Origin of the sequence: Pseudomonas sp. P9_35 (assembly GCF_034008205.1) — a bacterium.
GTDB lineage: Bacteria > Pseudomonadota > Gammaproteobacteria > Pseudomonadales > Pseudomonadaceae > Aquipseudomonas > Aquipseudomonas kilonensis.
Genome location: NZ_CP125373.1, coordinates 3,979,753 through 3,992,834, shown reverse-complemented (window position 1 = coordinate 3,992,834; position 13,082 = coordinate 3,979,753). Strand labels below are relative to the sequence as shown.

The window sequence follows — 13,082 nt, the reverse complement described above, 5'->3', positions numbered from 1 at the left end:
TGGCTCATCCAGTGAAGCGGTGAAACAGATCAGTTCGCGGAGTGCTCCCGTCCTCCGAAAGCAGGTTCAGCCAGGCCCTTGACGCCGGGGTTGAGGGCGAACACGCCACCGGCCAGGGACTGCGGGTCGTTGTCGTCACCGGGGCGGATCGAGGTGACGAAGAGGGTGTCCAGGCGACTGCCGCCAAAGGCGCACATGGTCGGTTTCTTCACGGGCACTTGCAGTGAACGGTCGAGGCGTCCGTCCGGGGTGAAACGGTGAATCAGCCCGGCATCGTTGGCGCAGATCCAATAGCAACCGTCGGCATCCACCGCGGCGCCATCCGGGCGACCGGCCAACGGCATCATGTCGACGAACAGTCGTCGGTTGGACGGTGTGCCGCTGTCGGTGTCGTAGTCGAAAGCCCAGATCTGCTGCACCAGCGGGTGTGAATCGGAGAGGTACATCGTGCGTCCGTCCGGGCTGAAGCCCAGGCCGTTGGGCACGATGAAACCGCTCAGTTGCGCCGCGACCGGGCTGCGCTGGCCTGCCTCGTAGCGATACATCCGGCCTACGTCTGCGTTGGCACCCATGTTCAGCACCATGCTGCCGGCCCAGAAGCGACCCTGGCGGTCACAACGGCCATCGTTGAGGCGCATGTCGGTGCGGCTGTGTTCGACGCTTGCGCACAGTTCGCTGTCCAGGCTGCCGTCATCATTGGGGTGCAGGCGAAAGAAACCGCTTTCCATGCCGGCTACCCAGCCACCGTCCTGGTGACGGGCAATGCAGGCGAGCATTTCGGGGGCTTCCCAGCCCTGGATCTTTCCGCTGCTGGCGTTCCAGCATTGCAGGCCACCGTTGGGAATGTTCACCCAATACAGGGCGTTTTCCTCGGGAACCCATACCGGGCTTTCCCCGACGGCGTTACGTGCGTCGACAATCAATTCGGCTTGCATGGTGAGTCCTTTGTCCGTGCGTATCCCATGAAAAACAGCGAATCAGTCGTCGAATGGGCCAGCCGCCACAAAGGCGCCACCCTGGTAAATCATGGCAGGGTCATCGGCGGCCGGCATCGGCTGCGCTTCGACCTTGGCGCGGAAGATTTCCGAGGTGTCCTTGGGCCGATAGCCAAGGTGTGCGGCCTGGCTGTTGTCCCACCAGACGTCGCGGTTGGCGGACACGCCGTAGACCACGGTGTGGCCGACTTTCGGGGTGTAGAGCGAACATTCGATCAGTTGGGTGAGGTCGTCGAAGCTCAGCCAGGTGCTCATCATCCGGCGGTTCTGCGGTTCGGGGAACGACGAGCCGATGCGGATGCTCACGGTCTCGATGCCGTAGCGATCGAAGTAGAAACTGGCGACGTCTTCGCCGTAGGACTTGGACAGGCCGTAGTAGCCATCCGGGCGGCGAGGGGAGAGGGCGTCGAGGGCCTCGTCCTGCTTGTAGAAACCGATGACGTGGTTGGAGCTGGCGAAGATCACCCGCTTGACGCCGTGTTTGCGGGCGGCTTCATAGATGTGGAACACGCCGCTGATGTTGGCGCCGAGGATTTCTTCGAATGGACGCTCCACCGAGACACCGCCGAAGTGCAGGATGGCGTCGACGCCTTCGACCAGTTGATGCACGGCCTGCTTGTCCGACAGGTCGCACGGCACCACTTCTTCGCTTTCGTCGATGGCCGGGGCCATGTTGGCGATGTCCGACAGGCGAATGTGGCGGGCGAAAGGCTTGAGGCGCTCGCGCAAGACTTTGCCAAGGCCGCCGGCGGCACCGGTCAATAGGAGGCGATTGAGGGGGTGGCGAATCTGTGTCGTGGTCATGGCGTTACCTGAGCAAACTATGAGAGGTACAGTTGTTATAAGTTGTCGTACGACCGAGAAGAATATCCTTATCCTTCCGTTACCTTGTCAACGTTTGATCGACGAACCGCTCTAAACCGGCGTCCCTGCCGCAGGTTGCCATGGGATGCGCTCATGGCAATGGAGCCTGGTGTTACAGAAGCGAAAGCGGGTAGCTGATGAAAATGCGGTTCTCGTCGAATTCGTTGGTGCTGTAGTCCCGACGAATCGATGCGTTACGCCATTTCACGTTGAGGCTCTTCAGCGCGCCGCTTTGCACGGTGTAGGCCAGCTCGGTTTCGCGGCCCCACTCCTTGCCGTCGTCAACGGTGGCGGTGTGCACGTTGTCACCGCTGATGTAGCGGTTCATCAGGGTCAGGCCCGGCACGCCGACGGCGGCGAAGTTGAAGTCGTGGCGCAACTGCCAGGATTTTTCCTTGGCGTTGTCATAGCTGGAGTTGTAACTGTCGTTGGCCAGGGTGCCGCCGCTGGTGCCGTTGACGCGCATCCAGGCATCGTCGCCACCGACTTTCTGCAGGCCGACGTAGAAGGTGTTGCCACCGTATTTGGCCGAGAGCATGGCGAACGCGGTCTTGTTGTCCAGGTCGCCGGCCAACGCACTGCCGTTTTCCTTGCCGGTGAAGTAGCCGAGGTTGGCGCCCAGGGTCCAGTCGCCGATGGGCTGGCTGTGGGTCAGGTTGAAATATTGCTGCTGGTAGATGTCGGACAGTTCCGCGTACCAGACGCCGACCTGGGTGCGTTTTTCGTTGAAGGCGTATTCACCGCCGCCAAAGTTGAAACGGTCGGAGGTGAACGCGCCGCGGCCGTTCATCGACATGTCTTCCATGCTCGCGTCGTTGCGCGGGCTGTTGCCACGGAACTGGCCGCCGTAGAGGCTCAGGCCGTTGATTTCAGTGGAAGTGACCTGGCCACCGCGGAAGGTCTGCGGCAGGGAGCGGCCGTCGTCGGAACGCAGGATCGGCAGCACCGGCATCCACTCACCGACTTTCAGTTCGGTCTTCGATACCTTGGCCTTGAGGGCGACGCCCAGGCGACCGAAGTCATCGGCCGGACGACCGTCATCGTGCACCGGCAGCAGTTGCGTACCGGCCGTACCACGACCGCCGTCGAGCTTGACCGAGTACAGGCCCAGCACGTCCACGCCGAAACCGACCACACCCTGAGTGAAACCGGACTTGGCGTCGAGGATGAAGTTCTGGGTCCATTCCTCGGCCTTACCTTGGGCGGCGTTCGGGTTGGTGAAGTTACGGTTGAAATAGGCGTTGCGCAGGGTCAGCGTGGCCTTGGCGTCATCGACGAAGCCTTCGGCGCTGGCGGTCATGGGCAGAAACGCCGCAAGGCTGCTGCAACCGAGCAGAATCAGGGCGGGGCTGGTGTTGAGAAGGGTACGGCGGTTTGGACGGTTGTCGGGTGAAAAACGGACACGTGTGCTCACTATGGCGCTCCCTACTTTTTTTTGTTGTTTTTATTTGTCATACGTCGTCGTACAACATGAGGGGATTATTTGGAAGCGGCTCCTCGTTGTCAACTGGCCATTATCGGAATTATCCAACTCGGGAGTGCTTCAAAATGAGGCATTTCAATGGTCGTCACCCATCCAGGTCAAGATCGCAGGCCGTGGCGCCGGGCACATTCGGGGCTTGAGAATAGCGGGGAGGGTGCTTGGTTGTGCGATGACTGGTCTAAGACATTAGTCGAATGTCCCCGATCAGAAGGCTTAAGCGGGCTCTTGTGGCGAGGGAGCTTGCTCCCGCTGGACTGCGAAGCAGGCCCAGGTTCTGTATTTCAGCACAAAATCTTGGGGCGGCTTCGCCACCCAGCGGGAGCAAGCTCCCTCGCCACAGGGGTGTGTTGTTAACCCTATTTCCAGTCCAAACAGGCCTGTGTTTATCCAGATGTAGGATCGTTCGGGATCGGGCTACGTTGTCTTGCGCCGTTGCCTACAACTGCGCCAGAATCCGCCGGCTTGTGCGCCTTGGGGCCAGGGCTTTATCGTTTCCGGGTCGCTGATTGAATCAGCGATCGGGTTTGGTAGCCCTGGTGTCGGTGCATAGCGTCATCGCTTGCAAGTGCAATCATGCACTTTGCTTTTTGGTGGCCATGCGCAGGGCCTCTTCGGAGGCGCCGGCTCCGATGCCCGGTCTACCAACCTTCGTATGGCCGCCACCCTAATTCGTTTGGTAGCGAGAGGGTGTTGGCTCCCATCTACAGCATCGGAGCTTCATCTATGTTCAAACCAACACCCAACCCACCGGATACAGATCCATCCAGCTCAAAAGCGTTCGACAAAGCCGCCGACCGCATCCTCGATTCCTACCTCAAGCCCAAACCCAGCAAACTCGAGGCCGATCCCGGCCAACTGTTCACCGTCGTCAAAGGCGTCGACACCGAAACCCTGCTCGCCAACCTCAGCGAAAACCTGGCCTCGGCCAACGCCATGGTCAGTGACTTGGCTTTCGACCTGGAAGGTCCCAGGCGCCACATTGCCCTGGGCATCCAGCAACTGATCGAACTGAGCGCAATGCTGGCAAATCGTGCGCTGGACAACGTCGAAGCACGCCAGCCGACATAGCGCAAAACCCGCTTTTGTGTCGAGGGAGCTTGCTCCCGCTCGGTTCTGTAGGAGCTGGCGAAGCCTGCGATCTTTTGATCTTGATCTTTCGCTTGCGACTCAATTGTCTGGGACAAGATCGCAGCCTCGTTGCACTCGACAGCTCCTACAGAACCGAGCGGGAGCAAGCTCCCTCGTCACAAAAGCCTTCCCACAGGGATCCCCAGTGTTTTCAAAGTTGGGTGAATGCTAGTCTTGCTCAACGCTGTTGCCAGGGAGCCCTCATGGGCAATCACAAGATCGAGATTCGTCGCAGTAACGTCGAGAAAATCCTGTTGGCCGCCGAGAAGGTCTTTGCCGAGAAAGGTTTCGGCAGCACCGCCATGGCCGACATCGCCGCCGAAGTGCAATTGCCTCGTTCCAACCTGCATTACTACTTCAGCACCAAGAGCGAGCTGTACAGCGCCGTGCTGTTCGACCTGCTGGAGGTCTGGAAGCAGGACGCCTTGTGCTTCGAAATGTTCGACGACCCGCGGGTGGTGCTCAGCAGCTACATCCGCGCCAAGATGAACCACTCCCGCAGCCGGCCCTACGGCTCGAAGGTCTGGGCCAACGAAATCATCCACGGCGCCCCGACGCTGGGCCAGGCGCTGGACGCCAGCCTCTATGACTGGGCCAAGATGAAGGAAGCGAAAATCCGCCAGTGGGTTGAGGACAAACGCATCCTGCCGGTGGAGCCTTCAAGCCTGCTCTACATGATCTGGGCCTCGACCCAGCATTACGCCGACTTCGACCACCAGATCAATATCCTCAACGACCACCAGCCGCTGTCGGACATGCAGTTCGAACGGGCGGTGCAGACGGTGACCAGTGTGATTTTGCGGGGGATTGGGTTGGAGCCGTAGCCCGCTATCAGGTTGATGCTCCGCAGCGTAAGTGGATTTACTAGGTCGGTTATTTACGAACTCGTTGAGTCTCCGTCTTCAACCTTTTTAGGTTTTTCCAAGCACTGCGCTTGGCTATCATTCTTGTTTTGTAGACCCTGGCATTCAACGCCGATTTTTCGGCCACCGAAAAATTTTTAGCGTTTTCTAAGTTGCGTAAAGCTTTATTGTATATATCTAGCCTTTCAATATCGGCTTCTATGGAGGTTTGAGGGTTTTTTTTCACATAGCTATCCCATTTTCTCGCATCTTGCCTTAGGTTTCTTTCGTAGGTGCGATCTCGGAGTAGCTTTAAGGTTGCTTTTTTTTTGTAGGTATGAGGCGCGTTGTTCCATATCTCTGGCTCTGGCGGTAATCCTGCCGCCACGCTGCGTTTTTTACCTAAGGCAGTCGATGAAAAATTTAACCCAATTGGTCTATCAGTTCGTGCAATTGTTCTTGATGAAAGATTTAACCCATTTAGATTTTTTACGAAGTTCCATGGTTTGATTATATAGATAGAACCATTCCCGCTCGGATCATACCGATTAATCGGATCCCCCCCACAATATGCATACGCATTAATCCCCCCGTCCCCAAAAGGACTCAATTCATCTGGGTTATTAAACCGCATCAACACCGGATTAAACGCCCGATTACCCTGTCCCAATAAATAATGCCCCGTTACCGGATCGGGGCGCTCGCCATTGAACCCCAGCAAGCTGCTCAAGCCACTTTCCGTAGACCGATGACCATAGGCGGTATATGCCATCGGCTGGGTATCAGTACCGGCCAGTGTTTGCAAAACCGACCGCTGCTGGTCCGTTGCCAACAGCGTCGTCTCGGTGACATTGGCGATGTGCAAGCGTTGCGCCAGGGGCTGGGCTTCATGGCGAAGGATGGTGAGTTCCACCTGGCCTTCGATCTCGTTGACCAACTCGTCGTTCTGGTAGAAGCGCTGTGTGTCCAGATGCTCCGCAGGCTTCAAGCCTGTCAGGCGGTCCAGGGGGTCGTATTGGTAGCGGCACAGTATCTTCATCGTTGACGTCGACATGGGCTGGGCTCTAGTGGATGGGTTCGGCTGTTTAAGGCTCGGGGATTTTTTGGGGGGTGTCTACTAGCAGAACTGTTAGTCCAGGGGGAGCCTTGAGATTGGTGTTGGGGCTGATGGCCTCATCGCGAGCAAGCTCGCTCCCACAGGGGATCGGTGGTGAACACAAATCCACTGTGGGAGCGAGCTTGCTCGCGATGGCGCCAGTTCAGGCACCCTAACCCTCAGACAGTGACATGATAGGGATTACGCGGATCATGATTCCAATCCAGAAACGGCTTGCCGGTGTCCACCGTCACCATCTCGATGCAGTCCTGCACCGGGCAGGTGATCTGGCACAGGTTGCAGCCCACGCACTCTTCATCGATCACTTCATATTTGTGCGTGCCGTCAGCCTGCTTGAGGCTGGCGATGGCCTGGTGTGAGGTGTCTTCGCAGGCGATGTGGCAGCGGCCGCAGCCGATGCAGGCCTGCTGATCGATCTTGGCGATGACCTGGTAGTTGATGTCCAGGTACTTCCAGTCAGTGGTGTTGCCCACCGCGCGACCGGAAAACGCCTGGAGGTTGGCATGCCCGTGATCGTCCATCCAGCGCGACAGGCCGTCCTTCATCTCTTCGACGATGCGAAAACCATGCAGCATCGCCGCCGTGCAGACCTGCACCGCGCCGCTGCCCAGGGCGATGAACTCCGCGGCGTCGCGCCAACTGCCGATGCCGCCGATGCCGCAGATCGGCAGGCCTTGGGTCTGCGGGTCGCGGGCGATTTCGGCGACCATGTTCAGCGCGATCGGCTTGACCGCCGAGCCGCAGTAACCGCCATGGGTGCTCTGGCTGCCGACGCTGGGCAGGGCGACCATGCGGTCCAGGTCGACGCTGGTGATGGAGTTGATGGTGTTGATCAACGACACCGCATCCGCACCGCCGCGATGGGCCGCGCGGGCGGCGACGCGGATGTCGGTGATGTTCGGCGTGAGTTTGACGATTACCGGCAGCGAGCAATAGGTCTTGCACCAGCGGGTCACCTGCTCGACGTACTCCGGCACCTGGCCGACCGCCGCGCCCATGCCCCGTTCCGGCATGCCGTGGGGGCAACCAAAGTTCAGCTCGATGCCGTCGGCGCCGGTGGCTTCCACCAACGGCAGGATGTTCTTCCAGGACTCTTCAACGCAGGGCACCATCAGCGACACGATCAGCGCCCGGTCCGGCCAGTCCTTTTTCACCTGGGTGATTTCCCGCAGGTTGATCTCCAGCGAGCGGTCGGTGATCAGCTCGATGTTGTTGATGCCCAATATCTCGCGATTGGCACCGTAGTGGGCCGAATAACGCGAGGACACGTTCACCGCGGCTGGGTCCTCACCGAGGGTTTTCCAGACCACGCCACCCCAACCGGCCTCGAAGGCACGCACGACGTTGTAGGCCTTGTCGGTGGGTGGCGCGGAAGCCAGCCAGAACGGATTGGGCGCTTTGATGCCGGCGAAGACAATCGATAGATCGGCCATTTACGCAGCCTCCACGTTGAGCATCAGTTGAGCGTTGATCGCCTCGGCGGCGAGCTTGCCGTGCTGCACGGCCTGCACGGTGAGGTCCTGGTCCAGGCTGGTGCAGTCGCCGCCGGCGTAGACACCGGGAATGCTGGTGCGCAGGTGTTCGTCCACCAAGATCCTCCCGTCCTGGCGCTTGAGCTCCCGGGCCAGTGGGTCCACCAGCGCGTTGTCGTCGAAGGCTTGGCCGATGGCTTTGAAAATGGCGTCGGCGGGCAGGTCGAAGGTGTCGGTGCCGATGACCAGCCGGCCGTTCTCCAGATGCGTGCGAGAGAAGCGCATGCCGCGCACATTTCCCGTGTCGTCGAGCAACACCTGTTGCGGTTGGGCCCAGGTCAGCAGGCGTACCTGATTGGCCTTGGCGATGTCTTGCTCGTGCAAGGTCGCGCCCATGTCTTCAAGGCCGCGCCGGTAGACCAGGTTGACGTCCCGGGCGCCGAGGCGAGCCATTTGCACGGCCATGTCGATGGCGGTGTTGCCGGCACCGAGCACGATGCAGCGGTCGGCCAGGGGCAACTGGCTCAAGTCGTCGGCCTGGCGCAATTCGCGGATGTATTCGGTGGCGGCCAGCAGCCCTGGCGCTTGTTCGTCACTCAGGCCCAGTTGTTTGCTGGCGGCCAGGCCGAGGCCGAGGAACACCGCGTCGAATTGCTGGTGCAGGTCGTTCAGGCTCAGGTTGTCGCCGAGTTTCTGGCCATGGCGGATTTCGATACCGCCGATGCCCAGCAGGAAGTCCAGTTCACGTTGGGCGTAGTCGTCCACCAGTTTGTACTTGGCGATTCCGTATTCGTTGAGGCCGCCGGCTTTGTCGCGGGCTTCGAAAATCACCACGTCATGGCCGTGCATCGCACTGCGGTGTGCACACGACAACCCCGCCGGCCCGGCCCCGACGACGGCGATGCGCTTACCGGTGGCGGCGGCACGCTGGAACGGGTGTTCGCTGAAGTGGGCGTTGTCCACGGCGTAGCGCTGCAACGAGCCGATCAACACGGGCGCGCATTCATGGGCGTTGTTGCGCACGCAGGCTTGCTGGCACAGGACCTCGGTGGGGCAGACCCGGGCGCAACTGCCGCCGAGGATGTTGGCCGAAAGAATCTTCTGCGCCGCGCCTTGGACGTTGTCCTGATGGATGTTGCGGATGAACGAAGGAATGTCGATTTCGCTTGGACAGGCGTTCACACACGGCGCGTCGTAGCAGTACAGGCACCGGGACGCTTCCAGGTGGGCCTGGCGCGCGTTGAGTGGCGGCGCCAGGTCGCTGAAGCGAGCGGCGAGGGTGGCCGGGTCTTCCTGGGAATGGGGGAGGTGACTCAAGGGCTGGATCATGGAGTGGGCCTCACGGTGTTTGAGGTGCTGCCTCTGGTGGGCAGTGGTTTTTTCGGTGTCTGGGCTGGCCTCATCGCGAGCAAGCTCGCTCCCACACTGGGTGCTGAATCTATGTGCACCGCAGATCCCTGTGGGAGCGAGCTTGCTCGCGATAGGCCGAAGGCCTGGGTTCAGCGCTTCACAGCAATCGGACGCTGTAGTTCAGCCCGCTTGCTCAGCAAATCGAACACCGCCGGATACGCCGGCCGTTCGATATAACGCCCCGCGCTGCGTTCGGCGCGCAAGTCGCCATCGGCCCAGACCAGCCGGCCCTGGCTGATGGTATGGCTGGGCACGCCGCGCACGGTCTTGCCTTCGAAGATGTTGAAGTCCACTTGCTGATGGTGGGTCTTGGCGGAAATCGTGCGACTGCCTTGCGGGTCCCAAAGCACCAGGTCGGCATCGGCGCCGACGCGGATCGCTCCCTTGCGTGGGTAGAGGTTGAAGATCTTCGCGGTGTTGGTGGAGGTGAGGGCGACGAAGTCCTGCATCGACAATTTGCCGCTGTTGACCCCTTCGTCCCAGAGCACGGCCATGCGATCTTCGATACCGGCGGTGCCGTTGGGGATCTTGCTGAAGTCGTCACGGCCGGCGGCTTTCTGTTCGGCGCAGAAGCAGCAGTGGTCGGTGGCGGTGGTGTGCAGGTTGCCGGACTGCAAGCCGTGCCAGAGCGCCTCTTGGTGTCCGCGCGGGCGGAAGGGCGGGCTCATCACGTAGCCGGCGGCGGTCTGCCAGTCCGGGTCGCGATAGACGCTGTCGTCCAGCAGCAAGTGGCCGGCCAGTACTTCACCGTAGACCGGTTGGCCCTTGCTGCGGGCGTAGGTGATTTCGTCCAGTGCTTCCTTGGTGGACACGTGCACCAGGTACAGCGGTGTACCCAAGGTTTCGGCGATGCGGATGGCGCGGCTCGCGGCTTCGCCTTCCACTTGCGAAGGACGCGACAACGGATGGGCTTCGGGCCCGGTGATGCCCTGGGCCAGCAACTTGCGTTGCAGGTGGTAGACCAGTTCGCCGTTCTCGGCGTGCACGGTGGGCACCGCGCCCAGTTCCAGGCAACGCTCGAAGCTCGCCACCAAGGTGTCGTCGGCGGCCATGATTGCGTTCTTATAGGCCATGAAATGCTTGAAGCTGTTCACGCCGTGATGGTTGACCAGCTCGGCCATTTCCTCGCGGACCTGCTCGCTCCACCAGGTGATTGCCACGTGAAAACCGTAGTCGCTGGCGCTTTTCTCGGCCCAGCCACGCCATTGATGAAAGGCTTCCATCAGCGACTGCTGGGGGTTGGGAATCACGAAGTCGATGATCGAGGTGGTGCCGCCGGCGAGGCCTGCCGCCGTGCCGCTGAAGAAGTCTTCACTGGCGACCGTGCCCATGAACGGCAACTGCATGTGCGTATGGGGGTCGATGCCGCCGGGCATCAGGTATTGGCCGCTGCCATCGAGCACTTCGACGCCGGCCGGAACATCCAGGTTTTCACCAATGGCCTTGATCACACCGTCGGCACACAACACATCGGCGCGATAACTTTCATCATGGGTAATAACGGTGGCACCACGGATCAACAGAGACATTCCGAGTTCCTCGCAGGCATGACCGACTGTTGCCGGTTCTTTATGTTTTATCGATCACGGTTATTAAGTGACGACGTCGTGCAGATTTTCATTCTTGTCACGACTGTCAGGATTAGACGCTAGCTGGAGTTGTTGAAATGAGCAAGATTATTTTTTATTAGCTTATACGATTATTAACTAATTGAAATTAAAGGATTAATTTTAGAAATCACCAAAATGGTGAGCGTGCTCACCATTTTGACGCACTTGACAGGATCATTATTTGAGCGAGATTTGTCATGGTAAATCAGCGGCTTGAAAGCGCTTGAAGTGCGGTCCAGACACCTCGCCTTGATTCGGGGTGCACCACTTTGAATCTCGAACTCGACAGGACGTACAGCTCATCTAGCCTCAAGTTGATGAGCACGAAGTGAAGCAGGGCGGTTAATTGGCTTTAAATCTTTAAATATCAAATGTTTGAGAAGGTTATATCGATCATCTGGTCAGCTCGGCGCGTTATTCGGCACGGTTATTGAGTGCCGTCGTGGTCTGGCGCAGTGGTCGGTAGCACGCGTGCAAGTACTCCGGCCATCGCCAGTCGATGAGCAAAAATAATGAAAACAGTGGAGCGGACATGACCAGATCAACAGTGACTGAGCGCGACGGGTTGTTCGAGCTTGAAGCCGGCAGCGACGTCCTCGACAGCCCCCGTTATAACCACGACATCGCGCCGACCAAGGTGCATGAGCGAACCTGGAACAAATGGCACATCACCGCATTGTGGGTCGGCATGGCGATCTGCGTGCCGACCTACACCCTCGGCGGCGTGCTCACCGCCTATTTCGGCTTGACGGTGGGCGAGGCGCTGCTGGCGATTCTGTTTGCCAACATCATCGTGCTGATCCCCCTGACCCTGAATGCCTTTGCCGGGACCAAGTACGGCATTCCGTTTCCGGTGCTGTTGCGCTCATCCTTCGGCGTGATTGGTTCCAACGTGCCGTGCCTGATTCGCGCCCTGGTGGCCTGTGGCTGGTTCGGGATCCAGACCATGTTCGGCGGGCTGGCGATCCACCTGTTTCTCGGCTCGGTGTTCGAAGGCTGGAAGAGCCTGGGTGGCACCGGCGAAGTGATCGGCTTCATGGTGTTCTGGGTCATCAACCTGTGGGTGGTGCTGCGCGGTGCCGAGTCGATCAAGTGGCTGGAAACCTTGTCTGCGCCACTGCTGGTGCTGGTGGGGGCGGGGCTGTTGCTATGGGCGTTGCCCAATGTCTCGTTGACTGAGCTGATGGCGGTCCCGGCCAAGCGTCCCGAAGGCGCCGGGGTGACCAGCTACTTCCTTGCCGGTCTGACGGCCATGGTCGGTTTCTGGGCCACGCTGTCGTTGAACATTCCTGACTTCAGCCGTTACGCCAGGAGTCAGAAAGACCAGATCGTGGGGCAAATCATCGGCCTGCCATTGACCATGTTCCTGTTCGCCTCCCTCGGCGTGGTCATGACCGCTGCCTCGGAAAAACTGGTGGGGGTGACCGTCTCCGACCCGGTGACCTTGATCGGGCACATCCAGAGCCCAGTGTGGGTGGCCCTGGCGATGGTGCTGATCATTGTCGCCACGCTCTCGACCAACACCGCCGCCAACATCGTCTCGCCCACCAACGACTTCCAGAATCTGGCGCCGAAACTGATCGGCCGCACCAAGGCGGTGATGCTCACCGGGCTGGTGGGGCTGGCGCTGATGGCCCACGAGCTGCTGAAGAAACTCGGCCTGATCGTGTCCGAGGTTAGCCTGGAGTCGGTCTATTCCAATTGGCTGCTGGGTTATTCGAGCCTGTTGGGGCCGATTGCCGGAATCATGGTGGTGGACTATTTCCTGATCAAGAAACAGCAACTGGACCTGGCCGGGTTGTACCGCGACGACGTTTACCCTGCGTGGAACTGGAACGGCTTCATCGCCTTTGGCGTGCCGGTGGTGCTGACGCTGCTGTCCCTGGGCAGCGATGCGTTCAGCTGGTTCTACAGCTACGGCTGGTTCACCGGCTCGGCGCTGGGCGGGGTGATTTATTACGGGTTGTGCAGTATGCGAGCAAGCCCGTCCGTTGCCAAAACAGCGGTGTGAAGGAGGGCCTCATCGCGAGCAAGCTCGCTCCCACACTGGATTTGGGTGGATGCAAAACCTGTATGCACAGCAGATCCCCTGTGGGAGCGAGCTTGCTCGCGATAGCGGCCTCGAACACACCCAAACAATGCCTGAAAAAATGGAGATCCC

General features: G+C 59.7%; 10 protein-coding genes. 3 read left to right on the top strand and 7 right to left on the bottom strand.

The window, feature by feature from the left end:
* Positions 1-29 precede the first annotated feature (29 nt).
* From QMK47_RS17335 to QMK47_RS17325, 3 genes are all read right to left on the bottom strand, one after another.
* Positions 30-935 (bottom strand): SMP-30/gluconolactonase/LRE family protein, encoded by a 906-nt coding sequence (locus tag QMK47_RS17335; RefSeq protein ID WP_320388853.1) that lies wholly within the window; start codon positions 933-935, stop codon positions 30-32.
* Between the two features lie 42 nt (positions 936-977).
* Positions 978-1,799, bottom strand: coding sequence for an NAD(P)-dependent oxidoreductase (locus tag QMK47_RS17330; protein WP_320388851.1), 822 nt, complete (start codon positions 1,797-1,799; stop codon positions 978-980).
* Positions 1,800-1,971: 172 nt separating this feature from the next.
* Positions 1,972-3,159 carry an OprD family porin gene (locus tag QMK47_RS17325; RefSeq protein ID WP_408980868.1) on the bottom strand — a complete coding sequence of 396 codons (1,188 nt, stop codon included), beginning with the start codon at positions 3,157-3,159 and terminating at the stop codon, positions 1,972-1,974.
* Between the two features lie 906 nt (positions 3,160-4,065).
* Here QMK47_RS17325 and QMK47_RS17320 point away from each other — a divergent pair.
* Both QMK47_RS17320 and QMK47_RS17315 read left to right on the top strand, forming a co-directional pair.
* On the top strand, positions 4,066-4,410 hold the full coding sequence (locus tag QMK47_RS17320) for a DUF6124 family protein (protein WP_320388849.1): 345 nt from the start codon (positions 4,066-4,068) through the stop codon (positions 4,408-4,410).
* 263 nt (positions 4,411-4,673) lie between these two features.
* Complete coding sequence (locus QMK47_RS17315; RefSeq protein ID WP_003202912.1) at positions 4,674-5,294, top strand: TetR/AcrR family transcriptional regulator; 621 nt, start codon at positions 4,674-4,676, stop codon at positions 5,292-5,294.
* Between the two features lie 49 nt (positions 5,295-5,343).
* Here the strand turns inward: QMK47_RS17315 and QMK47_RS17310 are convergent, their stop codons facing one another.
* The 4 genes from QMK47_RS17310 to hydA form a co-directional block, all read right to left on the bottom strand.
* A complete protein-coding gene (locus QMK47_RS17310; protein WP_320388848.1) occupies positions 5,344-6,366 on the bottom strand; it encodes an RHS repeat-associated core domain-containing protein in 1,023 nt (340 codons plus the stop codon).
* A 221-nt stretch (positions 6,367-6,587) separates the two neighbouring features.
* The gene (gene preA, locus QMK47_RS17305; RefSeq protein ID WP_214512652.1) at positions 6,588-7,862 is read right to left on the bottom strand and encodes an NAD-dependent dihydropyrimidine dehydrogenase subunit PreA; all 1,275 of its coding nucleotides are present in this window, start codon (positions 7,860-7,862) and stop codon (positions 6,588-6,590) included.
* Complete coding sequence (locus QMK47_RS17300; protein ID WP_320388846.1) at positions 7,863-9,230, bottom strand: NAD(P)-dependent oxidoreductase; 1,368 nt, start codon at positions 9,228-9,230, stop codon at positions 7,863-7,865. It lies immediately after the preceding gene.
* A 170-nt stretch (positions 9,231-9,400) separates the two neighbouring features.
* The gene (gene hydA, locus QMK47_RS17295; RefSeq protein ID WP_320388845.1) at positions 9,401-10,840 is read right to left on the bottom strand and encodes a dihydropyrimidinase; all 1,440 of its coding nucleotides are present in this window, start codon (positions 10,838-10,840) and stop codon (positions 9,401-9,403) included.
* A gap of 613 nt (positions 10,841-11,453) precedes the next feature.
* Between hydA and QMK47_RS17290 the strand changes: the two genes are divergently transcribed.
* Positions 11,454-12,932, top strand: a complete 1,479-nt coding sequence (locus QMK47_RS17290) for an NCS1 family nucleobase:cation symporter-1 (RefSeq protein WP_258688518.1) — start codon at positions 11,454-11,456, stop codon at positions 12,930-12,932.
* Positions 12,933-13,082: the final 150 nt, after the last annotated feature.